Origin of the sequence: Variovorax sp. RTB1 (assembly GCF_035018765.1) — a bacterium.
Lineage (GTDB): Bacteria > Pseudomonadota > Gammaproteobacteria > Burkholderiales > Burkholderiaceae_C > Variovorax.
This window is the reverse complement of record NZ_JASJXG010000014.1, coordinates 1-26,220: the sequence shown is the minus strand read 5'-3', so window position 1 is coordinate 26,220 and position 26,220 is coordinate 1. Positions and strand designations below refer to the sequence as shown.

Below are 26,220 nucleotides of genomic sequence, written 5' to 3'. Positions count from 1 at the left end.
AGCATCATGAAAATCGCATTCATCGGCCTCGGCAACATGGGCGGCCCCATGGCCTTGAACCTGCACAAGGCCGGCCACACGCTCAGCGCATTCGACCTCTCGGCTGACGCTTGCAAGAAGTTCGCGGCCGAAGGCCTGCCGATTGCGAAATCTGCAGCAGCGACTGTCGACGGCGCCGAAGTCGTCATCAGCATGCTGCCTGCCAGCGCGCATGTCGACGGTCTTTACTTCGGCAGCGGCGATCAGGCAGGGCTGCTCGAGAAGATTCCCGCGGGCACGCTGGTCATCGACAGCAGCACCATCGCTGCAGCCACCTCACGCAAGGTCGCTGAAGCGGCTGCGAAACGCGGCATCGCCGTCATCGATGCGCCGGTGTCGGGCGGCACCGGCGGCGCCATTGCGGGCACGTTGACCTTCATGGTCGGCGGTGCCGAAGCCGACCTCGAGCGCGCACGGCCGGTTCTCGAAAAGATGGGCGCCAACATCTTCTACGCGGGTGGCGCAGGTGCCGGCCAGACTGCCAAGATATGCAACAACATGCTGCTCGGCATCCTGATGATCGGCACCTCCGAGGCGCTGGCACTCGGTGTTGCCAACGGGCTCGATCCGAAGGTGCTGTCGGAAATCATGCGGCGCAGTTCGGGCGGCAACTGGGCACTCGAAAAGTACAACCCGATGCCCGGGGTCATGGAGACATCGCCCGCGTCGAAGAACTATGCGGGTGGCTTCGGCACCGATCTGATGTTGAAAGACCTGGGGCTTTCGCAAGAAAACGCGGCGGCAGTTCGTGCATCCACGCCGCTCGGTGGATTGGCCCGCAACCTGTATGCGGCGCACAGCCTGGCAGGTCACGGGGCGCAAGATTTTTCGAGCGTCATCAAACTGCTGCAGACGAAGGGCGCTTGATCAAAGCGCCGGTACAACTCCCCGTATGACAGGTGGCCGCGGACGGAGTCCGTCAACCCTCCATCTTCAACCGCTGATCTCTTCGAGTCGGGTGCAGCAGCGCACGTGACTCCTGTATGCACCGGGATAGCAATGCGGCGCTGCCCGCCGCAAGCGTCATTCCAAGCGCCCCATGGCCCACATTGAGGTAGACGTTCGACCTGCTGTTCATCCGCCGGATGACGGGAACCGAGGTCGGCGTAGCGGGCCGCAGGCCGGCCCATGGCTGGCCTGCGGCCTGTGCGTCGACAGCGTCGGGGTACACCGCTGAAACCGCAGATCGAATCTGCGCAAACCTGCGGGGCGCCAGTTGCACGCCGTGACCGGCAACCTCGGCCATTGCGGCGACGCGAAGCGCTGTCCCCAGCGGCGCGAAGACCGTTTTTCGTCCCAGGTCGGTCACGCTCACCTTGGGTGTTTGCGCAGTTGCAACCATCGGCAAGGTCAGGCTGTACCCTTTCACCGGATACACGGGGAGGTACTCGCCTAAAAGCTGGGCAAGGTGCGCCGATGCAGTTCCTGCGGCCAGCACCACAGCATCGCAAGCGATTTCGCCTTGAGACGTTTTCAGCGCCGTGACCCCGGACCGATCCGTCACGAAGCCAGTGACCTTCGTCCCGAAGCGCGTCGATGCGCCTTTGGCTTTCAAGTGCTCGACCAGCGTAAGACACATCAGCCTTGCATCGGCCACGCAATCGCCGGGGGTCCAGATGCCGCCGACATAGGCCCTGGGGAATCGCTTCAGTGCAGGCAGCAGTGCAGGCTCTTTCTCGATGCATTGATCGACACTCAGCGCGGTTTGCTCGCATCCGAGGGCTGCCTGGAAATGCATCTGATGCCGCTGCCCTTCCATCGTGATCTCGTCGTGGCACATCACCAGCTTGCCATTGCGCTGGAACCCGATCGGCCACTCACCGTCGCGCATCCAGTCGTCGAGTGTGTCTCGGCTGAGAAAAGAAAGTTCCAGCAACTGGCGCGTGCCCTGGTTCACTTGGGCCTCCCGGCACGCCATCAGAAACTGCATGCCCCATGCGTACTGCCGCCAATCGAGCGTGGGCCGAAATTTAATTGGCGCGTCGAACTGCAAAAGCAGTTTGGGCAGCGCACGCAGTGTGGCGGGCGAGGCCATCGGCTCGACATAGCTGTAACTCAACTGGGCGCCGTTGGCAAAGCTGCAGCCTTCGCCCGGGCCCGCCGCGGCGTCCAGCAGCATGACCTGATGCCCCTCGCGGGCCAGTTGGTAGGCACTTGCGCAACCGACGATGCCTGCGCCAATGATGCAGATCATGCTGTTCAGTCCAGGCCGGTCGGGTGCATCAAGTGCCAGCGCGTGGCCCGCTGGAACGCATGGCCGAGTTGCAAAATCGTTGCCTCACCGAAGCTCGGCCCGATCACCTGGACCGAGACCGGCATGCCCTCGACGGTGAAGCCCGCAGGGATCGCCAGCGAGCACAGGTTCAACAGGTTGACGAAGCGGCCCAGCAGCGACAGCGGCGTGGCCAATTCGTCGACTGCGGACACCGCGATGGCAGCAATGGCGTTGGTCGGAAAAATGCACACGTCCACCGTTGTCATCGACTGCCGCATGGCGGTCTGTGCGCGTGCCCTGGCGGCAAGCAAGCCTTGGTAGCTGGCCGCGGTAATGTCGCGTCCCAGCAAAATTCGACGCCGCACGTTCGGATCGAACGCCAGGTCGTCGCGCTCGAACAGCGGGCCGAGGTTCGCGTAACCCTCGGCGCTCATCAATTGCCCGGCGATCTGCATCGCCTCGTTGAGGCTGGTGGGCAGAGGCTGCTGGACGAGCGTCACGCCGAGGTCTTCGAACGACTGCAACGACCGGTCGTAGATGGCGAGCACTTCGGCATCCACCGCACCACGTTCTTCATCCGGCAGCACCCAGGCGCGCATGCCCGCGACGGGGTTGTCGAGCAGTCGATCGGCCCTGCCGCCGGGCGCCGAAAAGGAAGCGGCGTCGAGCGGATCGGCGCCTGCGATCGAATCGAGCAAGATCGCGCAGTCTTCGACGTCACGAGTGATCGGCCCGACCGTGTCGTGCGTCGGGCACAGTTCGATCAATCCGTGACGGCTCACCAGGCCTTGTGTGGTCTTGAGACCGACCACGCCGCACAGTCCAGCCGGGATGCGAATCGAGCCGCCCGTGTCCGTTCCCAGCGCTGCACATGCGAGCCCGGCAGCTACGGCGACCGAAGAACCGCTGCTTGAACCACCGGGCACGCGATGGGTTTCCAGATCCCATGGATTCCACGGCGTTCCCATCACGGCGTTGGTTCCCCAACCACCGAATGCGTACTCCACGGTCTGCGTCTTGCCAAGCACGATTGCGCCGGCTTGCCGCAGCCGCTGAACGACAGTGGCAGTTACCTGAGCGATGCGTGGTGGTTGCGCCACCGAGCCTCCGCCGGTCGGCCAACCTTCGATGTCGAAGAGATCCTTTACCGCGATCGGCACGCCATGCAGTGGCCCGAGTGTCGTGCCGCCGCGGCGCAATTGATCCAGGCCGTCGGCCACCGTCAGGGCCTGTTGCGCATGAAGATCGACGTACGAGTGCAGAAGGGGATCGTGTCGTTCGATGCGCGACAAGTGCAATTCGACCAGCTCGCGGCTGCAGATGTCGCCGCGTACCAGCAAATCCCGCAGGACGGCAATGCTCGCAAAGGCCAGCGCTGTGTTCAGTGTTTCCATGATCTACGTACCCATGACCCGGCGCCCGCGCGCCAGCCGCGCCTCGAGCCATCGCGAGAGCATCGACAATGGAAATGCGATCGCGAAGTAGAAGACGCCTGCCAGCAGGAAGATGTGCAGCGGCAGGAAGGATTCGCTGCTGATCGCGCGTGCCGTGAGCATCAGTTCATCGGTCGCGATCAGGGCGCACAGTGAGCTGTCCTTGAGCAGTGAAACATAAGCGTTGAGCAGTGGCGGCATCATCACGCGCAGAGCCTGCGGAGCCGTCACATTCAAAAAAACCTGCCAGGGCGACATGCCGACTGTCAGGCCAGCCTCGGTCTGGCCCTTGTGTACCGAGGCGATACCGCCACGCAGGATCTCCGCGACATAGGCCGAACCCTGAAGCCCCAGACCGAACACCCCCGCCCAGAAGCCTGACAACGTAAGACCCGCTTGCGGGAGCACGAAGTAGATGGCGAGCAGCAAGGCCAGTAGCGGCACGGCCCGAATGAACTGCACATACGCGCTGGCGATACGCCGCAGGCTTGCACTTGAACTGCGCAAGGCCAGCGTCAACAAGGCGCCTAGCAGCGCAGCCAGAACGAAGCCGCCCAGCGACAACCCAGCAGTCACTTGTGCTGCGGCGCGAAGTCGCGGACCCCAATCGGCCCACTGCTCGGCGTAGGCAGCGAAGAACGCGATCATCGCGCCACCTCGAGGCGACGCTCGACGCTCGAAAACGCCCAGGTCAGCGGCAGCACCATGGCGGCGTACAACAACATGGCGGCGAGGTAGATCAACGTCGTCTCGAAGGTCGACGTCACCAGCTGTCTTGCGTAGAACATGATCTCTGGTACGGCGATGGCCGAAGCGATCGATGTGTCCTTGATCAACTGGCTGCAGTAGTTTCCCAGAGAGGGCAAAGTGACACGGAGCATTTGCGGCAGCAACACGAAGCGCAGCGTGTTGGCAGGTGTCAATCCGACGGCGAGTGCGGCCTCGCGTTGACCGATGTGCAGCGAGCGCAAGCCGGCCGTGAAGACATCGCAGAGCACGGCCGCCCCAACGAGTCCGAGCCCCAGACAAGCTGCGGTCACGGGCGACAGACGCACGCCGATCGACGCCAGCCCAAAATAGAGCACGAACAAATGTGCGAGTGCCGGCACGTTGCGCATCCATTCGGTCCACGCAGCGATCGCGACCTGCGCGATGCGGCTGGCGACGAAAGTCCTCACGAGTGCGAGCGCAAGTCCCGCCAGCACCGCCAGCGCAAAGGCACCGGCCGCGACCCGCAGTGCGGTGAGAGCGCCGACGGACAAGATATCGAGAATGGACAGAAGCGTTTGCATTGCCGGCTATGCCATCGAAGGCGTGACGGAACCAGAGACCTGGCGAAGGAAGGCGCGAGTGCGTGCGGCCTGCGGGTTGTCGATCACCTCTGCGGGCGTGCCCTGCTCGACGATGTGCCCGCCATCCATGAAGATCACCCGGTCCGCGACATCGCGTGCGAAGCTGATTTCGTGCGTGACCAGGATCATCGAACGGCCTTCCTCGGCGAGTTCCTTGATGACACCGAGGACCTCTCCGACCAGTTCAGGATCCAGTGCAGAAGTGGGCTCGTCGAACAGGATGACCTTTGGCCGTTGGGCAAGAGCGCGGGCAATGGCAACACGTTGCTGCTGGCCGCCCGATAGCTTCTCGGGGTAGTCGTCGGCCTTGTGCCGCAAGTGCACCTTGTCCAGCATCGCGTCGGCGAGTTCATGAGCGGCGGCCCGCGAAAGACCCCCCGCCCGCATCGGCCCGAGCGCCACGTTGTCGCGTACGTTCAAGTGCGGCCACAAGTAGAAGCCCTGAAAAACCATGGCCAACTCCGCCCGCTGCGGCGCGAGTTCCTTGTCGGTCATCAAGCGAAACCCGCCGCGCCGATCGGGCCTCTGGCCGATCCGTTCACCCTCCAGATCGACAGAACCAGCGCTGGGCTTCTCCAGGTAATTCAGGCAGCGCAGGCAAGTCGACTTACCGGAACCACTCGGCCCCAGCAGCGCGAGGGTCTCACCTTTGTGCAGACTGAAGGAGATGCCATTGAGAACCTGAACATCGCCGAAGGACTTGACGAGGGAGTCGACGCGCAGCAGGGGCAGGGTGGCGGTGTTCATCTGTCGAGGCCGGGTTCGAACTGGATCTACTTGCAGCTGGGCAGTTGCCAGCCGACGGGGCGGTCGACGCCTGCACGCAGGTTCTTGCCTTCCGGTACGTACCAGACGTCTTGAACAAGACCGTAGCGCGCGCCGATCTTCTTGATGTCGCACTTCTCCCAAAGCTTGGCGATTTCGGTGTTCACCGACGCAGCGAGTTCGGGGTTGTCCTTGTTGAGGCCGAACACCACCTGTCCGAGGCCGGTGAGCAGCGGGAAGTCGGGGTTGGTGTCAGTGAACGCGTTGAAGCGCAGGCTCCATTGCGGGTTGCGCGAAATGGCGTACTGCACCACGGGTGGGTCGCCGATCACCGCATCGATGCGACCCGCCAGCATGTCTCGAACCGCGGCGTCGGAAGTGTCGTACTGGCTCAACTGAAGGCCGTTGATCTTTCGCAATTCCGGGATAAACGAGAAGCCGGTGATGGTGCCGACTTTCTTGCCTTCCAGGTCCTTCAACGTCGACCAGTTGGTCTTGGTCGATTGCATGATGCCGTTCTTGAAGTAGTGAATCGGATCCGACAGGGTCATGATCTTCGAGCGCTGCTCGGTCCAGCCCATGGTGCCGGCCATCACGTCGACGCGTTTGGTTTGCACCGATGCGATGGTGCCCGACCATTCCATCAATGCCGGCTTGACTTGCAACTTCAACGCGTCGGCCACGCGTTGCAGGATCTCGCCGTCGTAGCCGATCATCTTGCCGTCCTGATAGCCGGTGCCGGGCATGTCGCCGGTGAAGGCGATGGTGAGCTTGTCCTTGTCGACGGTTTCCGCGTGAACTGGAGAAAGCAGAAAGACGAGGCCCACGAGGGCGCACAGGGTGCGTGGCAGAGTCGATATCTTTATGGTGTTCTCCGGAAAGATGAAGGAGTTGCGAGTGGGTGCAGCGAGACCTGATATTCGCGATAAGTGGCTCCGCCGGCTGGCATCGACTGGAGCCACAATAGAACGTATGCGACATTCCGCGAAAACACCGGTACCGACCACCAGAGGCACAGCGGCCTGAAGACGCCCGACCCCAACGGCTGGCTCGACACCGGGAACGAATCGACGAAGGCGCCACGCCGCCAAGCCGAACTGCGCATCGGGATCGTGCTGTGGCCGGGCTTCCCGCTGCTCTCGCTTGCCGGACTGTGCGATGCCTTGCGGCACGCAGCCGATCTCGGAGACCGCAGTCGCCAGGTTCGCTGCACCTGGCGCGTGCTGGGGTTGGAGGGCGAGTCGGTACTCGCCAGCTCGGGCATCTCGGTCCCGGTTCAGGAAGCGTTTTCGTCAACGTTCGATTTCGACTATCTCGCCGTCATCGGTGGGCTCCTCCCGCAAATCAGCCGTGTGTCTCGACGCTACCCTCGCTATCTGAAAGACGCCGCACAAGCGGGCATTCCGCTCATCGGCATCTGTACCGGAAGCTTCGTGCTCGCGCTGCATGGGCTGTTAACTCAGCGCGTGGCTTGTGTCCACCCGTTCCATGTCGAGGACTGGAAAGCTGCCTACCCTGAGCAGGCCTTCGTCACGAACACCGACTACCACATCGATCACGATCGCATCACCTGCGCGGGTGGCATCTCCATCATCGAACTGGCCGCCGAGCTCACGAGAAGACACTGCGGAGCTGGCACCTCCGCCAAGGTGATCCACCAGATGACCGTGGCACCGCGAAAGTCGAGTGGACACATTGCGCGGCGACAGGCGCTCGGCTACATCTCGACCGACAAGGAAAAGCTCCGACAAGTCGTGGTGTTGATGGAAAAGAACCTCTCGCCGCCGCTGGAGATCGGCGTCATAGCGCGCCTCGTCAATTCCAGCACCCGACAGCTGGGGCGTGCGTTTATTGCCGAGACGGGACTGAGTCCCTCCGACTACTACCGCACCTTGCGACTGAAGTACGGTCGGTGGCTGCTCACGACCTCTGACACGCCCGTCAACGAGATCGCCTTCGAATGCGGTTTCGCAGACGCATCGCACTTCATCCGGCACTTCCGTACGCAGTTCGGCATGGCGCCTGGCCGTCTGCGGCAAGCTTTCGCATTGACTGCAACCCAAGAGACGGCTGCCAGTCGCAGTGCTTAGTGCGCGCTCGAAGTCGAGGTCACTGAGCGACTTCGTTCCGGGTGGTTGATGCGGCGGGTCTGGCGACGCCTGTGTTTCGGAAGCAAAGACCGGCGTTGAGTTGCCGGCATTGAGTCTGCCGCTATCGGGCTTGCACTTGAGCCGCAAAGGGGTTGCGCAGACAACCCAGACTGGGCAGCGGCATCTCGCTGCACCCGTACTAAATGGTGTCCGACGAGCTCAGAGCCGGAACCCTGGAGGCGCTTTTGCCGAGCTTTGTGCCTGAAGCGCTCGACATCACCTGCTCGAGTTTTTCAAGGAATGGTCCCGCCATCCGCCCGACTGGGCGTTGCCCAACACTGTCTCTTGAGCCGCGTGCGTTGCTTCATGCAGCGGTCATACAGAGGCCGATGATGTCGCGCACCTTCTGGACGAATACCGTGTCCGCCGAACTGCCCGGATGCGAAGAGTGCGCGGGGCATGATGGATCCTTGAGAATCGTCGATCGAAAACATTCAGAAGGCTTTCATGAAATCCATTCACCGGGCAACGATGCTTGCCGTCGGAGCGGTCGCTGTCATGACCGTGCAAGGCGCGTCACACGCAGCAGCCGCAGCGGGAGCCTGGCCCAGCAAGCCGATTCGTCTCGTGGTGCCGTTCTCGGCCGGCGGCGCGAATGACCTGATGGCGCGGGCCGCGGCCGAAGGTGCATCGAAGGCGTTGGGCCAGCCGATCATCGTCGACAACAAACCCGGCGCCGGGACGACCCTCGGTGCCGATGTCGTCGCCAAGAGTGCGCCCGACGGCTACACGTTTCTGGTGAGCGCCGCGGGCGTGATCTCCAACGGGATGATCAAGAAGACGATGCCGTACAAGGACGAGGCGCTGGTGCCGGTCGCGATGATCGGGCTCGCGCCTTCGGTGATCGTGGTGCCGGCCGACGCGCCCTACGACAACCTGAAGGACTTCATCGCCGCATCCAGGAAGACACCCAACGGCTTTCATTGGTCGACGGCCGGCACCGGCAGCACGCCGCACTTTGTCGAAGGATTGCTCGAAACCAAGTACGGCGCCAAGCTCGATGTCGTGCCGTACAAGAGCGGCTCGGAGTCGATCACCGCGGTGCTGGGCAGCCAGGTCGAGGCCACGTCGGAAGCCAGCATCGTGGTGCTGCCCTATCTGAAGAGCGGCAAGCTCAAGGCACTGGCCGATACCTGGACGCAGCGCATCTCTGCCTACCCCGACCTGAAGACAGCCACCGAGCAGGGCTTCCCGGACATCAAGATCGCGCATTGGGCGGGCGTCCACGCACCGCGAGGCACGCCTGACGCCATCCTCGACAAGATGGCCGCAGCGGTCGACACGGCGATGAAAAACGCCACCACCGTGGAGCGCCTGAAGGGCATGGGCATCGAGCCCATCGGCGGCACACGTGCCTCGTTCGTCAAGTTCGTTTCCGAGGAACGGGCGCGACTGGGCAGCGTGGTCAAGGCGACCGGCATGAAGGAAGACTGAATGTCAACGGCGCGTTTAACCCTACGGTTTAACGCGCCTATTGTTTCCATACCGCGAACACCGAGGTTCTTTTCTTGAGGGTTTTTACTTAGTCATTCAGTTCAAAATTCAGACCATCAGATCGGCACACCAGCCGGCCTGGGTGAACAGGGCACCGAGCGAGGAGGCCGCCTTCAACGAGGCGGGTACTCATTCAAGACCGGTTCGAAATCATCCAAAAACGTATTTGAAGGAAACTGAAATGACTGTCTCGAAACTCCTCTCCGCCATTGCACTCGCCGTGATCGCCGCTTCGGGCGCTGCCCACGCTGAAACGTACCAAGGCGTCACTGCCGTGAGCTCGCAGCAAAGCCGCGAAGCCGTCAACGGCCAAGCCATCGTCGCTGCTCGCAGCGGGAACATCTACGGCGACGCAGCTGGCGAAGGCGTGACCCAGTTGTCGGGCCGCTCGACCGACCGTGCTGGCGTTCGTGCCGAAGCTGTCGAAACCGCTCAATCGGCCAACCAGAATCTGGACCGCAAAGCCTTCGTGAACAGCGTCGTGCCTTCGCAGTACAAGATCCAGCGCACCAACACGCGCCAAGCTGGTCTGTAAAAGGCCAAGGCGCTACGGCGCCTGCAGCGCAACCTGAAATAGCGGCCCCATCGGGCCGCTTTTTTTTGCCTTACGCCGACTCACCCCGAGTTGCGCCGAAAGCAATCGGCCGAATGGTCATTGACCACGCCGGTCGCCTGCAGCCACGCGTAGACGATGACCGGCCCGACGAATTTGAAACCGCGCTTCTTCAGCGCCAGGGACATCTGCTCAGACAACTCACTCTTAACCAGCCGCTCTGGCCCCGCATTGCGAATCGGCTCGTCGCCAGCCATTCCCCAGACGAATTTCGAAAAGTCCTCACCCGCCGCCTGCATCGCCAGATAGGCCTTCGCGCCGCCGATGGTCGCCAGAATCTTGGCTCGCGAGCGCACGATGCCGGCGTCCTGCATCAGCCGCTCGATATCAGCTTCGTCGAAGCGCGCGACTTTCTCGGGATCGAAGTTCTTGAACGCCTTGCGGAAGGCATCGCGCTTGCGAAGAATGGTCAGCCATGAGAGCCCCGCCTGGAAGCCGTCGAGCATCAGCTTTTCCCATAGCGCGCGGCTGTCGTGCTCGGGCACGCCCCATTCGGCGTCGTGGTACGACTGCAGCAGGGGGTTGGATTCCGCCCAGCCGCAGCGATGTTGCGCGTGCGCCTTTGCGGCGTCTGCGTTTGCAGCGCTCAAGGCCGGCCTTGCGCGTGGAGCACCGCCTTGAGCCGACGCACCTCGTGCTGCAGGTCCAGGATCAACGCCGCGGCATCGAGCCCGACACCGAAATCGCGCTCCAGCCGCCGTGCTTCTAGTGCGTGCTGCAGCGCAGCGCTATGAAAGCGCCAGTCGTCGGTGCGCGCCGGCACGGGCGCTTCGACCTCGACGATGCCGACTTCCACCAGCTGGACGACCCAGTCGATCTCGGCGCCGACCGCGTGCGCCAATTCGCTCGCGGCGAGCGGCCGGGCGCCGCTGATCGCGCTTGAAGACGTGGTGACAGTGTGTGTAGTGATGGTGTAGCTGGCCATGCTCAGTCTCCCGAAATGCCGAGGTGGCGACGTGGATCGAAAGGCGCTGCTTTCGCGAGTTGCTCGTAGGCCTGGCGCGCCGCGTCGGTGTCGGCGGGCGGCAGGGCGATCTCGAGCAGCAGGTAGAGATTGCCCCGCGGCTTGCCTGGCAGGCCGCGTTCTTTGAGCCGTAGCTTGAGCCCGCTGCGCGCATTGCGCGGCACGGTCACTTCGACCACGCCGCCACCCGGCGTCGGCACCTTCACCTGCGCGCCCAGCGCCGCTTCGGTCGGCGTCACAGGCAGCGTCATGTAGAGATCGCGCTCTTCGATGCGATAGAGCTTGTGTGGCGCGATGCGCACTTCGAGGTACAGGTCGCCGGCCGGCTCGCCGCCCTGGCCGGGCATGCCATGGCCCGTCAGCCGGATGAACTGGCCGGGATGCACGCCGGCCGGAATCTTCACGCTCAGTATGCGATTGACGAAGGCCGGCTGCCCCTGCGCATCGGTGTCGAGCGCGCGCAGGGTGATCTCGCGCTCGGCACCGTTGATCGCGTCTTCGAGCGAAATCTCGATGGCCGCGTGATGGTCTTCGCCTTTGGCGCGGTGGTTGCGGCGCTCGGCACCGCGGCGCTCCGAGGCACCGAACATGGAAGAGAAGAACTCGCTGAAATCGGCATGATCGGCCGGGCCATCATGGGGCCCGCGATGGAACTCGAAGCCTTCGTCCCAGCCCGGCGGCGGCTGGAAGTCACCGCCTGCACCTGGGCCGCCAGGACTACCGGCGCGGCCGCCCATGCCTTCACCACGCGCTACACGTGCCGCCAGCGCATCGTAGGCGGCGCGCTTTTCCTTGTCGCGCAGCACGTCGTTAGCCTCGTTGATGTCGCGCATGCGCACCTCGGCGTCGGCTTCCTTGCTGACGTCGGGGTGGTACTTGCGTGCGAGCTTGCGATAGGCCTTGCGCACCTCGTCTTCCGACGCGGTCGACGCGAGGCCGAGTGCTTTGTAGTAGTCCTTGAATTCCATGAAGTGTTCTTGTGTGCCGATGAACGCCGAAAAAAAACGTCTAGGCTATGGCGGCGCCGCCGTCGACGTTTTGCGCTAGCGCATACGCCGTCCATTTACTGCCCGTCCGCTCGAACTTCAAAGGTTGCGCGTTGCCGAGCACATCGGGTCCGATCGGTACGCCGAGCAGCGCGGCAAGCACATACAACGTGCCGCCATGCGCCACCACCAGCACGGGCGCCGGCTCGGCCAGCGCGGCTGCCAGCGCGCCGCGCTTGCGCTCGACGAAGCTCGCCAGCGTTTCGCCGTTCTCGGGGGCGCAGGCCCAGTCGATGTTGGCCGACGAGGTGCCGATCAGGTCACCAAAGTGGCGCTCGCGCAGGTCTTCGTTCTCGAGCGGTACCAGCTTGAGCGTGGCGCCCACGGCTTTCGCGGTGGTCAGCGCACGGTTCGCGTCGCTCGCCACCAACGTGCGGATCGGCTCGCCCGCAAGCACTGCGGCCGCTCGTGCCGCTTGCTGCAACCCGAGTTCGCTCAAGGGTTCGTCGACCGCCTGAAAAATGCGCAGCGCGTTGCGACCTGTCTGACCGTGGCGCAGAAAGTAGAAGTGATCGCAAGCCGGCGTCAAAGGCTGCGCGGCAGCGAGGCGAACGAGTTCTTCGTAGCCTGCGGGATGCTGAACCGTGAAATGAGGAGGCGTCGAAGGTGTGGTCATTCAATACACAAGCTGCAGCGGCCGCCCCTGGCGCTGTGCCTGGACGTCCGCCGGATGGAAGGGCAATGGCTGCCATTGTTTGGCAGCGAACATCGGCAGCTGATCGTACGCGCGTGGCGATGCCGGGTCGCTGCTCTGGCCATACGTCAACAGGCCGTGCGCAACCGGGCCGCGCTCGTCGAAGGTCACGACCTGCAGGTAGCCGGTGCCGGAGTTGACGTTGTAGCCCTTCGAGTCGATCGCTGTCTGACCTTGCGTGCTGAGCTTGTTGAGCACGCCTTCGAATTCTTCGCCGCCGTGCAGGCCGATTTTCTCGCCACGCACCAAACGGGATTGCGGATTGCCCAGGGGTGTGTCGAGCGCGAAACCCGCGACTCGCAGCGTGTTCGCAGCTTCGGCCAGCGCCTTGAATACGGCTGCGCGAATGGCAGGCGTCGCCATGTCGAGTCCGGCTGGCGTTGTCACGGGCTGGGCCGGGTCGAACGCCACGCGCCAAATGCCGGGCATGTCTTTGGCGGCGCGCCAGAACTCGCGGAACAGCGGCGCACCGCGAGACGCGGCGTTGCTGGTGCGGTCCCACGCAGTGAGTACACGGCAGCCGGCAGCCTGATCCGCCGTCAATGTCGAGGCGCTTTCGGCGCACGCCGCCGCGAGGTCGTTCATCACCAGCATGCCGGCGAGGTTCTTGTCGCGAAAGATCACGCTGCGCAAGTCTGCCGCGCTCATCCGGTTGCCGGGAAGGCCATCTGTACCGGCAAGCCGACCGCGGATTTCCATGATGCCGCTGCGCGTGCGCAAGCGTTGCGGCTTGCCGATCAAGCCGACCAGAGGAGACACACCGGGCATCGGCGCGATGTCCGGGTTGCTCAGCCAGAAACTGTCGTTGCTGTTCTGCACATAGTCGGGCGTGATGACGACCGGCATGCGCGCCGGCGCGATCAGGCCGGGTGACGCCGCTGTGCTGTCGCGGTTCCAGGCACAGGCGCTGCGCGATCCGTCGAGCACCGGCAGATTGGCCGCGTTGAGCAGCGCGGCCGCGGCGGGCGAGGGCGTGCAGGTCGTCAACATGTCCGCCGACACATCGGGCACCACCGACAGATCGGCATACATCGCGTTGCCGTTACGGTCCGCCGCGATGGTGTTGATCCACGGCATGCCCTGGTTGCCCATCGCAGCACGCAACTCGCTCACATTGCGCGCCTGGCCCATGCGGATCCAGCTGTCGGCCGATCGTGTGTTCAACGTGTTGGCGTCGCGCAGTGCATAGGCGCGTTGCGCTGTCCAGCCGAGGCCGGCGCGCGGCAGCGAGATCACCGGACCCCAATCGGTCGAATAAAAGGTGTGCTGCAGCGGCGCGCCGCCGTCACCTGCTCCCCCGCTGCCGGACGGCAGGGTGACGGTGCGCACCGCCATGCGCTTGGGCTCGCCGTCCACCCAGTAGACAGTCGGGTCGGCCGGGTCGAGCTTCAGTTCGTAGAGCGTGAAGCGCTTGCCGGTCGACACGGTGTGCGTCCAGGCGACATCCTTGTTGAAGCCGATCGACACGATGGGGCTTAGCGCACCGACTGCGCCCATCACGTCCAGCTGGCCGGGAATGGTCTGGTGAACCTGCCAGAAGCGGTTGATACCAACCCACGGAAAGTGTGGATTGCCGAGCAGCAGGCCCTTACCGTCGGGCGTCGCGTTGCGGCCGAAGGCCCAACCGTTCGAGCCGAGTTCGCCGCCTTCCGGGTTGGCGTTGAAGCTATAGCGCGCGATCTCGGCGACCGGCGCTTCAGAGACGACTGCTGCAGCGGTTTTGACTACCGGAGGCGCCGCCGCCAGCACCGCACCCGCCAGTGCGCCGATACCGCCTTGCACCATCGACAACTCGGTCGATCGCGCGAGGTCGCTCGTGGTCATCGGGCGCACCCACGCCTTGCCGCGACAGGGTTCGGGCAAGCCGGCCATTCCGGTATCTTGAAGGTAGCGGTTGTAGCCGGCCACATAGCCGCGCATCAGCGCCTGCGCATCGGGACTGGCAGTGGCAGCGACCCGCGCCAGCGCGGCGTCGTCCATGTGAGAGCGCACGAAAAAATCGATGCGCGCGTTGGGCATCTTGACGAAGCCGAAGTCCCCGGCGGTCTGGGCGCCGAGGAATTGCGAGCGGTCGCCACGGAGGGTGAGCAGGTGCTCGGCCGTTTGGCACACGTTGTCTTGCGCATGCGCATAGGCGGTGCCGTAGCCGAGGCCTTCCCAGTCAGGCGCCGTGATGTGCGCGATGCCAAAGGTGGTTCGCTCGATGGTCACGCTTCGCGCGTTGGCCGACAACGCAGAGCCACTGGCAGCAAGCAGGGCGCCCGCGGCCATCGAAACGAGAGCCGGGGAGAGCCGGAAACGAGCGGACATCCCGAACGATCAGGCTAGAACTTCGGAATACGCAAGGTCTTGCTGATCATCAACGTGCCCGACAGGCCGAACAGCAGCGTGAGCGGGTGCAAGGCCCACGGGCCAACCAGCCAGACGCCGCCCCATATCGCCTCGCCGATGCGGCCTTGCCAGGCGGCGAGCGCGAGCACGCCGACCAGCGCAACGCTGGTTGGAATGGGCGTGCCTTCGAAAAACTTGACCTTGTCGGCGCCTTCGGAAAGCGCCTCGGCGGTGACGTTGTAGCGCGCCAGTCGGCTCACGCCGCAGCACACGAAATAGATCAGCAACAGGCAGTCCCAACCTCCCTTGAGCCCGGCGGCAAACGCCAGCGCAGCGGGTGCAACGCCAAAGGAAATGATGTCGGCGAGCGAGTCGAGCTCGCGGCCGAGCGCTGAGTGCGTCTGGCGCCAGCGGGCGATGCGGCCGTCGAATACGTCGAAGATAAAAGCAGCCGGTGCCAGCGCGGCGGCCCACAAAAAATGATCGATCGACTGGCTCGCCACGAAAGCCATCGCCAGGAACACAGCGCCCACGCCGCACGCCGCATTGCCTAGCGTGAACATGTCGGCCAGATGGAAGCCGCGAATCATCGAGAAGTGCTTGCGCGCTGGCGGTGCGTTGGAGGGCGTAGACATGCAGGGCTTTTCGACAGAGGAGGTGGAAAGCACCTTAGCGCAAACGCAAAGCCGTTTCTGTAGTCGCGTTCCGATCGTTTGCCATCGAATCGACAGGGCGCTCAGCTGGTGCGCGGCATGGACTTCGAAGCGGGATGGCAAGTCGCGCATGAGCGCATCGGCGCGCCCGACGACCTCGATGGCCGCTTCTTCAACTCGACAATGCGGCTTCGAGCGGGCCGGCGACGCGCGCGACCAGCGCCTCGCGGGCGGCCGGTGCAGTCCAGCGCAAGCGACGGGTGCTTTCCCATTCGGGATGGCTGCGCGCGGGACGTGCTGCGCGCACCGCCGGCGCCACATCGCGACCGGCGCTGCCGCCGACTGCGATGCGTTCGGTCGCCGCATGGCCGCGGCGCTCCAGCGCCTGTGCCAACTGCAGCTGCCAAGCTGCCATCACCACCAGCACGCTGTCTTCGATGCTCAGCTCCTGCACGTCGCGCAGCATGTTCATCAGCTTGCGGCCGAACGGTCCCCACCCTTGCGACACCGCACCGCCGATGGCGCCGCCCAGTGCAGCACCGGCACCGAGCGACAGGCCGGCCAAAGCGAGATCGGCCACCACGCCCACCGCAGCACCTGCGACCACGCCTTTGCCCATCAACAGGCCGGCCGCCTTCATGGCCTCGGGCTCGAAGAAGTCCAGCGTCCAGCGGCCCTCGATGGCTTGCAGTGGCGCTTCGTCTGCATCGCCTTGCCGAAACCCATAGAGCGCGAGCAGGTCGTCCGTACAGCGCTGTGCCTTGTCGGTGAGGGCCTGGCGCAGCGCCGCGACCAGCGCCTGGCGTTGGGCTGCGTCGGAGAATTCTGCAGCCGACGCTGTGCGACGCACGGCCGCCGCATCGACCAGCAGTTCGGCGATGCGGGCCGCCGCGGCGTGGCGTCGATGCGCGGCTTCGGCTTCGAGTTGTTCGACAGCCCGATGCAGCGGTTCGCGGTGGTCGCGCAGCAAGGTCGCGAGGTCGCGATACAGATCACGCTCGGCACCGGTAAAGGGCGCTGCCGCGTCGAAGCGCACGAGAACGTGCAGGCCGTAAGCCGACAGCAGCTCTTTCCACGCGGGCTCGCGGCTGGCCGCATCGCGCACGAAATTCAACACCGGCAACACCGGTCGCGCGCATGAATTGAGCAACTCGATCTCGGCGCGAAACTTGGGCAGCACAGGCTCGCGTGCATCGATGACGAGAAATGCCGCATCGACATCGAGCATCGTGCGAAGCACCTTGGCCTCTTGCTCGAAGGTGCCGTGTGCCTCGGGGCTCTGAAGGAATGCGCGAATGCGATCGGGCGGTGTGTGCGTGGTGTCGAAGGCCTCGAGATGCTGTCGCAGCGACACCGCGTCTTCGAGCCCCGGCGTATCGAAAAATCGCACGATGCTGCGGCCGTCGATGCGCAGGTCGACGCTCTCGACATGACGGGTTGTGCCGGGCCGCTCCGACACCTCGCCAAAATCGACGCGACGGGTCAGCGTGCGCAGCAGCGAGGTCTTGCCGGAGTTGGTATGGCCGACGACTGCGATGCGGATGGCTTGAGGGTCGCTGCTGGCAACAGACAGCTTGTCGTTCATGAACGGACGTCCGCTTCGCCACGGCCGGTGAGCGCTGCGCTGTCGTCTTTTAAAACGCCATCCTCCTGCCATGGCGCGATGCCGACCTCGACCATCCAGTCGCGCCAGCGTGCCGGCTTGGCCGACACGCCACACAGCCAAAGTCGGCATTCGCCGCACCGGCTCTGCACTTCGCGCACGAAGCGTTCCGCACCACGGTCAGGGCTCGATGCGCCGTTGCACACGAGGATCACGCGTGCGGGTCGCGCCCCAGTCAACGCGGCGAGCAGTTCGCCGCGCTGGGCTGCGCTGCCATCGACTTGAACATGGTGGGCGGCAGCCGGAACAGCAAGAGCAGGCGGCCAGGGCGCCTCGTCGGGCAGCTCGAAACCGATGATCCAGAGCGCCTTCGAGGTGTCGCTCGCGGCCAGGCCGGGCACTGCGCCTTGTCGCATGCGTCCACCGTCGGCATCGACCACGCGGGGCGCTTGCAGTGCATCGAAGCGTGCCAGCAACTTCAGGTAGTAGGCATTGCGCAGGTCAGGCTGAAGCGCACTTTTGCGCGCCTGCCAGACGGCGGCGCTCAACAGTGCGAGCAGCAGCCGAGGCAACAGGCCGTAGACCACGACGCAGCCGGTCAGCCACAACGCCCATGTGCGCTGGCCGGCAAGCGACGCGGTATCCGGGGCGGCACTCGGCGATGAAAGCACCGTCTGTGCATCCGGCACCGGAAAGCCGAGCCACGATGGCAATGCGCCGAGCCACTGCACGCTGCGCACGAAAAACCCGGGCTCGAGAATCGTCGTCTCCCAGCTCAGCGTGTAGTTGCGAAACGCCAGCGAGAAGAGCAGGGCGGCGACGATGACCGCGAACGAAAGCGTCCAGATCGTATGGCTCACGAATCCGAGTGCCCACGGCAGCAGCCGCGCACGTGTCAACAAGCCGGTCGTCGCGCGCACCAGCACCGGCGCTTGCCCGCGCTTGCCACCCGCCACATGCGCAGTGAGTGCGAGCCAGATCGAGCCGAACGATGCGCTGAATGAACCGAATGAGCCGAACGGAAGCACGAGCCCGATGAGCCACACCAATAGCGTCAGCAAGTGCAATCCGAGCAGGCTGACCAGCGCGACCATCACGTTGATCTTGCGATCGCCGCCGATCACGTTGCCGGCCACGCCGAGCCCCGCGAGCACCACCACGGCGACGATGGCCAGCAAGATCCACGGCGCCGAGGCGCGCATGCGTTCGACTTCGGCATCGAGCCCGATGCGACGCCCGAGGATGCGGGCGCGCTCGGTGATGCGAGCGGCGCCGGTGTCATGCACCGACGACATCGCGGTACGCACAGCCTCCGCGTCGTCCAACGGGCCCGTCGTTTCGACCCACCGCACCGATTCCGTGACGACCGCGTCTGCCAGTGGCGTGTTCAACAAGTTCCTTGGTCGTTCTGAGTCGTGGTGGGCGGGCGCGGAAATTATGCCCGCCACACAGGCCGCGACTACAACGGAAAACGGGGCCGCAAACGGCCCCGTTGAAAGCATCCCTCTCGGGATCGCGTTGCGCTGATGCGCTCTCGTTGCTTTCGATACGCTTTCAGCGAAGGCCGAAGAACGAAAGCACTGCAACAACGACGACGACCAGGCCGACGATATAAATGATGGAATTCACGGCAAGCACCCCTCTTTGTTTAAGACCACTGGATGCTCGTGGCAAAGCGGAGATCGGATTGTCGGCGGCGGTCGGCGCGCGCTGTAGGACTCGCGAAGCAAACGCGGTCGTTCCTCGGTCCGGCGAATCAGTCGTCTTTGCCGTCGCCCAGAAAGCCACCACTCTGGTGCGCCCACAGACGCGCATACAGGCCGTTCTTCGACAGCAGCGTCTTGTGATCGCCTTCTTCGACCACGCAGCCTTCGTCCAGCACGATGAGGCGGTCCATCGCCGCGATGGTCGACAGCCGGTGCGCGATCGCGATCACCGTCTTGCCTTCCATCAGCGTGTAGAGGCTTTGCTGGATCGCGGCTTCGACTTCGGAGTCGAGCGCGCTGGTGGCTTCGTCGAGCAACAGGATCGGCGCGTCCTTCAGCATCACGCGCGCGATGGCAACGCGTTGCCGCTGGCCGCCCGATAGCTTGACGCCGCGCTCGCCCACGTGCGCGTCGTAGCCCTGCCGGCCTTTGGCATCGCCGAGCGTCTGGATGAACTCGTGCGCCTCGGCACGCTCTGCGGCTGAACGCACGGCAGCGTCGCCCGCGTCGGGCCGGCCGTAGTCGATGTTGTCGGAGACCGATCGGTGCAGCAGCGACGTGTCTTGCGTGACCATGCCGATGTGGCGCCGCAGCGAGTCTTGCGTGACCTTGGCGATGTCTTGCCCGTCGATCAGGATGCGTCCGCTTTCCAGATCGTGGAAGCGCAGCAGCAGGTTGACCAGCGTCGATTTGCCGGCGCCCGAGCGGCCGACCAGACCGATCTTTTCACCCGGCGCCACGGTGAGCGTCATGTCGTCGATGACGCGGCGGCCGCCATCGGAATACCGAAAGCTCGCGTGATCGAAACGGACTTCACCGCGCGGCACCGCCAACTGCGTCGCGGCCGGCACGTCGAGCACCGTGCGCGGGAGCGACAGCGTCTTCATGCCGTCCTGCACGGTGCCGATGTTCTCGAACAGGCTCGTCATTTCCCACATGATCCAGTGCGACATGCCCTGCAGCCGCAACGCCATGGCGGTCGATGCGGCGACCGCGCCGATGCCGACCGCGCCGTTCGACCACAGCCACAGCGCCATGCCGCACATGCCGGCGGTGAGTCCCATGCTGAGTGCGTGATTGGTGATCTCGAACAGGCTGACCAACCGCATCTGGCCGTAGCCGGTGTGCATGAACTCGCGCATCGCGTCGCGCGCAAAGCCGGCCTCGCGCTGCGTGTGCGAGAACAGCTTGACGGTTGCGATGTTGGTGTACGCATCGGTGATGCGGCCGGTCATCAAGGCGCGCGCATCGGCCTGCGCCTTGCCGACCTTGCCGAGGCGCGGCACGAAGAAAGCGAGCTGCGCCAGATAGAGCGCGAGCCAGATCACGAAGGGCCATATCAGTTGCGTGTCGAGCACGGCGACCAGCACGATCATGGTCGCGACGTAGACGCCCATCGCCACCAGCACGTCGGCCAGCACGAAGACGGTGTCGCGCACCGCCAGCGCGGTCTGCATCACCTTGGCCGTGATGCGGCCGGCGAACTCGTCCTGGTAGAAGGCCATGCTCTGGCCCAGCATCAGCCGGTGGAAGTTCCAACGCAGGCGCATCGGCAGGTTCACCGCCAGCGTCTGGTGCTTGACGATCGTCTGCAATGCAACCACGCCGATGCTTGCCGCCAGAGCGAAGCCGAGCCACATCAACGTGGTGCCGCGCTCGTCCCACAAGCGCGCCGGCACCTGGCCACCGAGCCAGTCGACGATGCGGCCGAGCATCGCGAACAGCAGTGCCTCGAACGACGATATGGCTGCGGTGAGCAGCGCCATCGTCGCGATCTTGCCGCGCACGCCATCCGTGCAGGCCCATAAAAAGGCGAAGAAACCGTGCGGTGGCAGCGGCGGTTCAGCGGGCGGATAGGGGTGAAGAAGCTTCTCGAAAAAGCGGAACAAGGCAAGCAAAGGGGTGGGTCTCCAGCGTCGATGCGCGATGACCGAATTGTCTGCGATGCGGGATGGTCGCCGGGTGCGTGCGGCTATGTCGCGACCCCCAGTGCTTCTCATGCAACCGCTTCCCCTGTTCGCCGAAGTTACGGGCACAACCGGGGGTTCAGCCGGTCGCTCAGAAAGTCGATGAAGCTGCGCAGCTTGGGTGCCATGTACTGCCGGCTCGTGTAAACGGCGAACAGCGTCACCGCGGGCGCCGCGTAGTCCGGCACCAAGCGCGTGAGCACGCCGCTTGCCAGGTCGTCGTCGACCAGCCACGCGGGCAAGAACGCCATGCCCATGCCGGCGCGCACTGCATGCAATGTGAGCGTGGTGTCGTCCGACAACATCACCGGCCGCAGTCGCAACGGTGCCTGTCGTCCGCCCGAACCCTTGAGCGAGAGCCCTTCGATGTTGACGTAGCTCGGCACGATGGCGTCGAGCTTGGCGAGGTCGGCCGGCGCCGAGGGCTCGCCGATTCGACGCACGTAGCGGGTCGCCGCCACCAGATGGAACTGCACCTTGCACAGCGACCGCGCGATCAGCGCGGCAGAAGGCTCCTGCGTCGCCCGCAGCGCCAGGTCGTAGCCATCGGCGGCCAGATCGATCTTGCGGTTTTCCAGATGGATGTCGATCAACACTTCCGGGTACTGCTCGCGATAGTCGGCGAGCACGCGGGCGAAGCGGGGCGTCGCACACCAGACCGGCGCACTCACTTTGAGCCGGCCGCGTGGTGCTTCATTGCGCTGGCTGATCGTGGCTTCGGCTGCGTCGAGCATGTCGAGCGCCTGGCCGCTTTGCTCGTACCAGGCGGTGCCCGCTTCGGTCAGGCTCAGGTGACGGCTGGAGCGGTTCAGCAAGCGCGCGCCGAGCGACTTTTCGAGCTGTGCGATGTGCTTGCTGACCATCGGCGGCGACATCGAAAGCCGCTCGGCTGCTGCCGTAAAACTGCCCGACTCGACGACGTCACGAAACACGCGGAGGCTGGTCATTCGGTCCATCGATGCTTTCCTCAGAAGAAACCGATCATTGAATGCACGGCTCTCGAATTCTGCAAGGGAAATCACTACATTCGATGTGAAGGAGCTTTGCCATGACCACGAATGCCACCACGAACCCAGCGACCCCGCGCTTGCCGACCTACTTCATATCCCATGGCGGCGGCCCCTGGCCCTGGATGAAAAAAGAGATGGGCAACGCCTATGCGCAACTCGAGGCCTCGCTGTCCGACATGCCGCGGCAAATCGGCCGCAAGCCGCGCGCCATCCTGATGGTGTCTGCCCACTGGGAAGAGTCCGCCTTCACGGTGATGGGCAACCCCAGGCCGCAGATGATCTACGACTACGGCGGCTTTCCCGCGCACACATACAAGGTGCAATACAACGCGCCCGGCTCGCCGACGCTGGCGCGCCGCGTGATGGAACTGATCGAAGGCGCGGGCCTGCCGGTGGCGCTCGATGTCGAACGCGGCTTCGATCACGGCACCTACTCGCCGATGGTCGCGATCTATCCCGAAGCGGATGTACCGGTCGTTCAGTTGTCACTGATGCGCGGGCTCGACCCGGCCGCACATCTGGCGCTGGGCCGCGCGCTGGCGCCGCTGCGCGACGAAGACGTGCTCATCGTCGGCAGCGGACTGAGCTATCACAACCTGCGCAACTTCGGCCCGCAGGCGCACGACGTGTCGAAGGCCTTCGACGACTGGCTGGACGATGCGGTGGTGCAGGGCGCGCCGGCCGAACGCGCGAAGCAGTTGGAGGCGTGGTCGTCAGCGCCGGCAGCACGTATCGCGCATCCGCGTGAGGAGCACCTGATTCCATTGATGGTGGCCGTGGGTGCGGCCGAAGGCGATGTCGGCGAGCGGATCTATCACGAAGACGCCTTCATGGGCGGACTCGTGGTGTCGAGCTTCAGGTTCGGCACAGCGGCGAACGCCTGAGTGCGTCCTGCGCGCCCGGCGTCGACGCGCACCGCCCCTCAGCTGCGCCGCGTCTCGCCGTCTTCGTTGACCAGCCCGACGCGCGTTTGCCGGCCCCACGTGCCGCGCCCGGTCAAAAAGGTCCACCAACCCCAGGCTGCGCCCGTGTGCCGAAGGAGTTGAAAGGTAAACGGCTCGACGATAGCGGCCAGAAAGGCCTGCACCATGTTCACCTCGCTCTGCTCGCCGATCCAGCGGCGGTACAGGTACACCGACCACAGATGGAACAGCAGGTCGAGCACGATCTTGGCCCCGATCACACCCGCCGCCGGGGCAAGCGCGCCGAGGTTGCCCTCCACGATGTACACCAGCAGCAAGGCAAAGGCGGCCAGCCCGTACAGCGGCTGCAGCGTGTCGATGGCTTTCACCGGAAGCATCAGCGTGCCGAGCCAGCCGTAACGCCGGTCGCCGACCATCGCGCGGTACCAGTACTGCGTTTGCAGGAAGCCACCGAACCAGCGGCGACGCTGGCGCAGAAAGGGCATCACACCGCTCGGCGCATCGGTGTGCGCCTGTGCATCGCCGAGCACGCGCACGGTCCACGGCAATCCGTGCGCTTGCGCATAGCGGTGCAGGCGGTGGATGAGCTCGTAGTCCTCGACCAGGCAGTCGGTGTCGAAACCGCCCACCGCACGCACTGCGTCGAGCCGGAAACCGGCGAACGCGCCGGAGATCAGCAGCAGCCCGTCGACCCGCATCCACGCGTAGCGCGACAGAAAATTACGGATGTACTCGTACGTCTGAAACCACTGAAAGCAGCGGCCCGCCAGTGTGCGGCTGCACACCGGCGTGATGACGCCCGTCGCGGCCACGAGATCGGGCTCGGCCGAAAACGCATTGCGCACGGCTGCGATGGCCTTGACGTCGAGCAGCGTGTCGCCGTCGACCGTGAGCACGGTGTCGGTGTCGATGCAGGCAATGGCAGCATTGAGCGCGACCGCTTTGCCACCGTGCGGCAACCGCAGCCAGAAAAGACCGGGGTGGCTGGTGCTGGCTGCGCTCAACTGTCCGAAGGCGGGCCGCGTGAGGCCGTAACGCGTCACGAGCAACTCGGCGGTGCCGTCGGTAGAGCCATCGTCGGCAATGACGATGCGATCGGGCACATCGGTCTGGCCGAGCAACGCGGCCAGCGTGACCGGCAACACGGCCGCTTCATTGTGCGAGGCGACGATCACGCCCAGCGTATCGCGCTGCACGTCCGTCGCGCCGACGCGCGCAGGCAAAGCGGCGGGCCGTCGCAGGATCGGCAACGTGTGCCAGCCGACGAAGAGCAGCAACACGGTGTCGTACAGCACATACGCCACCCCGACCGACCAGCCCCACACACCGCCGACCTTGAAGGCCATCGCGAAAAGGGCGATCCACAACACGAGCACGCTGCTGTGGATCAGCACGCTGACCAGCGGCGTGGGCGGCGGCGTGAGCCGCGGGGATGCGGCCACGAACGCGCTGCGAAGGGAATCGTTCAAGGAAAGGATGCTCGAAAAAGTGCCCGGGAAGATGCCCGAAAAGAGGCCGTTAACGCAGGGGACAATCGCCCCGGTTCATAAGCTGAGTCGGTTCTGCCCTGAAAATTCCCTCGATGCTCCCACACGCCCGCTACACCAAGACCGCCATGCTGTTGCACTGGCTCATCGCCGCGCTGATGGCGGTCAACATCGCGTTGATCCTGGCGGTCGATCTCTTTCCCGACGACTGGGTTCGGCCTGCGGTCGACACCCACAAGTCGATCGGCATCACGGTCCTCGGTCTGGTGATCTTGCGGCTTCTGTGGCGCTTTACGCACCGGCCGCCGGCGATGCCCCTTTCTTACGGTCGGCTCGAAAGCTTCGCCGCACACGCTGCACACGGCACGCTGTATGCATTGATGATCTTGCTGCCCCTGTCGGGCTGGATGCACGACTCGGCCTGGAAAGACGCCGCCGCCCATCCGATGCACCTTTTCGCCCTGGTGCCCTGGCCGCGCATCGGCTGGATCATGAACATCGAGCCCGCGACCAAGGAGATGCTGCACGACAAGTTCGGTGCGCTGCACATCTGGGCCGGCTACATCCTGTACGGGCTGTTCGCGCTGCACGTGGCGGGTGCCCTCAAGCACCAGTTCATCGACAAAGAACCCGAACTCCAGCGCATGCTTCCATGAACTTTCCGCCAGATTCCGACGCCGGCGCCCGCGCCTTCATCGAACGCATCGACGCGCTGTCGACGCACCACGATCCGGTGCACGAAGGCGTGCGCGTGCGCTGGCGTCGCTTCGGCAACACCGAGACCGACATCACCTACCCGCCGCTGGTGTTGTTGCACGGCGGCCATGGCAGCTGGATGCACTGGATCCGCAATGTCGAGGCGCTGTCGGCCGAACACACGCTGTGGTTGCCCGACATGCCGGGCTTTCTCGACTCCGACAAGCCTTTGCCGATGGCCGACGGCCAGGCGCCGATCGATCCGTTGCTGACGGCGCTGGGCGGCACGCTCGACATGCTGATCGGCGCCGATACGCCAGTCGACCTCGGCGGGTTCTCCTTCGGCGGACTGGTGGCGTCGACCTTCGCCACGCGGCGTCCGGTGCGTCGGCTGGCGCTGGTCGGCAGCGGCGGCCATGCGTCGCTGCGGCGCCTCACGCTGGACATGATCAACTGGCGCCGCTCGGTCGATCGCGCAGCCGAGCGTGTCGCCTTGAAGCACAACCTCGACGCGCTCATGCTGCACGACAAGGCTTCCGATCCGCTGGCTTTCGAGATCCACGACGTGTCGTGCCACGGCACGCGATTCCGCAGCAAGGACGTGTCGATGGCCGGTGGGCTGCAGGCGGCGATCGACACGCTGACCTGTCCGTTGCTGCTGATGTGGGGTGAGTACGACGTCACCGCCGACCCGCGGCCGCTGGTGGCGCGATTGACTGCCGGTCATCCGAATCGCGGGGGCGCGGTGGTCGATGGCGCCGGTCACTGGACGCAGTACGAGCGCGCCGACGAAGTCAACCGTCAGCTGCTGCGCTTCTTCGACTGATGCCGATGTAGTGCACGCGGCCCGTGTCCTTCCAGCCGCCTGGCGCTGTTGCTGGGCTTGCCCTCGGCAGTTCGCACGGATCGCAGGGTGGAGTAAGTGAATCTGGCATCGTGCCGGCAATGATCGCCTGAGAGTGTTGCAAAGAAGTGGTTGGGGTTTTCGGAATACTGTATAAAAATAAGGGGTATCCTTTTAGCTCCAGCGACCGCGGAACTACTGGATGAACATACAGATGCTAGCGATGTTCACGGGG

General features: G+C 64.5%; 24 protein-coding genes. 7 read left to right on the top strand and 17 right to left on the bottom strand.

The annotated features are described in order from the left end of the window. Nucleotides 1-6: 6 nt before the first annotated feature. Nucleotides 7-906 carry a 3-hydroxyisobutyrate dehydrogenase gene (gene mmsB, locus QN397_RS11295; protein ID WP_323497531.1) on the top strand — a complete coding sequence of 300 codons (900 nt, stop codon included), beginning with the start codon at nucleotides 7-9 and terminating at the stop codon, nucleotides 904-906. A gap of 52 nt (nucleotides 907-958) precedes the next feature. On the opposite strand, the gene QN397_RS11290 is transcribed toward mmsB, so the two are convergent. From QN397_RS11290 to QN397_RS11265, 6 genes are read right to left on the bottom strand one after another with little or no spacing between them, the layout of a single operon-like run. Next, nucleotides 959-2,233: a D-amino acid dehydrogenase gene (locus QN397_RS11290; RefSeq protein WP_323500890.1), complete on the bottom strand. Its 1,275-nt coding sequence runs from the start codon at nucleotides 2,231-2,233 to the stop codon at nucleotides 959-961. A 5-nt stretch (nucleotides 2,234-2,238) separates the two neighbouring features. Next, a complete protein-coding gene (locus QN397_RS11285) occupies nucleotides 2,239-3,648 on the bottom strand; it encodes an amidase (protein WP_323497533.1) in 1,410 nt (469 codons plus the stop codon). 3 nt (nucleotides 3,649-3,651) lie between these two features. Next, on the bottom strand, nucleotides 3,652-4,335 hold the full coding sequence (locus QN397_RS11280) for an amino acid ABC transporter permease (protein ID WP_323497534.1): 684 nt from the start codon (nucleotides 4,333-4,335) through the stop codon (nucleotides 3,652-3,654). Then, entirely contained in the window at nucleotides 4,332-4,979 is a 648-nt protein-coding gene (locus QN397_RS11275; protein WP_323500889.1) for an amino acid ABC transporter permease, read from the bottom strand. The genes QN397_RS11280 and QN397_RS11275 overlap by 4 nt, the downstream gene beginning before the upstream one ends. 6 nt (nucleotides 4,980-4,985) lie before the next feature. Then, nucleotides 4,986-5,786: an amino acid ABC transporter ATP-binding protein gene (locus QN397_RS11270; RefSeq protein ID WP_323497536.1), complete on the bottom strand. Its 801-nt coding sequence runs from the start codon at nucleotides 5,784-5,786 to the stop codon at nucleotides 4,986-4,988. 26 nt (nucleotides 5,787-5,812) lie between these two features. Then, complete coding sequence (locus tag QN397_RS11265; protein WP_323500888.1) at nucleotides 5,813-6,631, bottom strand: ABC transporter substrate-binding protein; 819 nt, start codon at nucleotides 6,629-6,631, stop codon at nucleotides 5,813-5,815. 102 nt (nucleotides 6,632-6,733) lie between these two features. Between QN397_RS11265 and QN397_RS11260 the strand changes: the two genes are divergently transcribed. The 3 genes from QN397_RS11260 to QN397_RS11250 all read left to right on the top strand — a co-directional run bounded on the left by QN397_RS11260 (nucleotide 6,734) and on the right by QN397_RS11250 (nucleotide 9,983). Beyond that, nucleotides 6,734-7,894, top strand: a complete 1,161-nt coding sequence (locus QN397_RS11260; protein ID WP_323500887.1) for a GlxA family transcriptional regulator — start codon at nucleotides 6,734-6,736, stop codon at nucleotides 7,892-7,894. Between the two features lie 507 nt (nucleotides 7,895-8,401). Then, nucleotides 8,402-9,388 carry a tripartite tricarboxylate transporter substrate binding protein gene (locus tag QN397_RS11255; protein ID WP_416352324.1) on the top strand — a complete coding sequence of 329 codons (987 nt, stop codon included), beginning with the start codon at nucleotides 8,402-8,404 and terminating at the stop codon, nucleotides 9,386-9,388. Nucleotides 9,389-9,629: 241 nt separating this feature from the next. After that, nucleotides 9,630-9,983, top strand: a complete 354-nt coding sequence (locus QN397_RS11250; protein ID WP_323497540.1) for an alpha/beta hydrolase — start codon at nucleotides 9,630-9,632, stop codon at nucleotides 9,981-9,983. Nucleotides 9,984-10,063: 80 nt separating this feature from the next. Here the strand turns inward: QN397_RS11250 and QN397_RS11245 are convergent, their stop codons facing one another. From QN397_RS11245 to QN397_RS11200, 10 genes are all read right to left on the bottom strand, one after another. After that, nucleotides 10,064-10,651: a DNA-3-methyladenine glycosylase I gene (locus QN397_RS11245; RefSeq protein WP_323500886.1), complete on the bottom strand. Its 588-nt coding sequence runs from the start codon at nucleotides 10,649-10,651 to the stop codon at nucleotides 10,064-10,066. After that, entirely contained in the window at nucleotides 10,648-10,986 is a 339-nt protein-coding gene (locus QN397_RS11240; RefSeq protein ID WP_187051592.1) for a chaperone modulator CbpM, read from the bottom strand. The genes QN397_RS11245 and QN397_RS11240 overlap by 4 nt, the downstream gene beginning before the upstream one ends. 2 nt (nucleotides 10,987-10,988) lie before the next feature. Further along, nucleotides 10,989-11,993: a DnaJ C-terminal domain-containing protein gene (locus QN397_RS11235; RefSeq protein ID WP_323500885.1), complete on the bottom strand. Its 1,005-nt coding sequence runs from the start codon at nucleotides 11,991-11,993 to the stop codon at nucleotides 10,989-10,991. A gap of 40 nt (nucleotides 11,994-12,033) precedes the next feature. Then, nucleotides 12,034-12,687 carry a histidine phosphatase family protein gene (locus tag QN397_RS11230; protein ID WP_323500884.1) on the bottom strand — a complete coding sequence of 218 codons (654 nt, stop codon included), beginning with the start codon at nucleotides 12,685-12,687 and terminating at the stop codon, nucleotides 12,034-12,036. Then, nucleotides 12,688-15,036, bottom strand: coding sequence for a penicillin acylase family protein (locus QN397_RS11225; protein WP_323500883.1), 2,349 nt, complete (start codon nucleotides 15,034-15,036; stop codon nucleotides 12,688-12,690). 53 nt (nucleotides 15,037-15,089) lie between these two features. After that, a complete protein-coding gene (locus QN397_RS11220) occupies nucleotides 15,090-15,731 on the bottom strand; it encodes a CDP-alcohol phosphatidyltransferase family protein (protein WP_323500882.1) in 642 nt (213 codons plus the stop codon). A 190-nt stretch (nucleotides 15,732-15,921) separates the two neighbouring features. Beyond that, the gene (locus tag QN397_RS11215; protein ID WP_323500881.1) at nucleotides 15,922-17,334 is read right to left on the bottom strand and encodes a GTPase/DUF3482 domain-containing protein; all 1,413 of its coding nucleotides are present in this window, start codon (nucleotides 17,332-17,334) and stop codon (nucleotides 15,922-15,924) included. Beyond that, on the bottom strand, nucleotides 17,331-18,743 hold the full coding sequence (locus QN397_RS11210; RefSeq protein WP_323500880.1) for a DUF2868 domain-containing protein: 1,413 nt from the start codon (nucleotides 18,741-18,743) through the stop codon (nucleotides 17,331-17,333). Before QN397_RS11210 ends, QN397_RS11215 begins: the two co-directional genes overlap by 4 nt. A gap of 365 nt (nucleotides 18,744-19,108) precedes the next feature. Continuing rightward, nucleotides 19,109-20,947 (bottom strand): ABC transporter ATP-binding protein, encoded by a 1,839-nt coding sequence (locus QN397_RS11205; protein ID WP_323500879.1) that lies wholly within the window; start codon nucleotides 20,945-20,947, stop codon nucleotides 19,109-19,111. 137 nt (nucleotides 20,948-21,084) lie between these two features. Then, a complete protein-coding gene (locus tag QN397_RS11200; RefSeq protein ID WP_323500878.1) occupies nucleotides 21,085-21,981 on the bottom strand; it encodes a LysR family transcriptional regulator in 897 nt (298 codons plus the stop codon). A 92-nt stretch (nucleotides 21,982-22,073) separates the two neighbouring features. On the opposite strand from QN397_RS11200, the gene QN397_RS11195 reads away from it, so the two are divergent. After that, a complete protein-coding gene (locus QN397_RS11195) occupies nucleotides 22,074-22,919 on the top strand; it encodes a class III extradiol ring-cleavage dioxygenase (protein ID WP_323497551.1) in 846 nt (281 codons plus the stop codon). 38 nt (nucleotides 22,920-22,957) lie between these two features. On the opposite strand, the gene QN397_RS11190 is transcribed toward QN397_RS11195, so the two are convergent. Beyond that, nucleotides 22,958-24,427: a glycosyltransferase family 2 protein gene (locus QN397_RS11190; RefSeq protein WP_187051602.1), complete on the bottom strand. Its 1,470-nt coding sequence runs from the start codon at nucleotides 24,425-24,427 to the stop codon at nucleotides 22,958-22,960. A 113-nt stretch (nucleotides 24,428-24,540) separates the two neighbouring features. On the opposite strand from QN397_RS11190, the gene QN397_RS11185 reads away from it, so the two are divergent. Then, the gene (locus QN397_RS11185) at nucleotides 24,541-25,101 is read left to right on the top strand and encodes a cytochrome b (RefSeq protein WP_187051603.1); all 561 of its coding nucleotides are present in this window, start codon (nucleotides 24,541-24,543) and stop codon (nucleotides 25,099-25,101) included. Further along, entirely contained in the window at nucleotides 25,098-25,967 is an 870-nt protein-coding gene (locus tag QN397_RS11180; RefSeq protein ID WP_323500877.1) for an alpha/beta fold hydrolase, read from the top strand. The genes QN397_RS11185 and QN397_RS11180 overlap by 4 nt, the downstream gene beginning before the upstream one ends. Nucleotides 25,968-26,220: the final 253 nt, after the last annotated feature.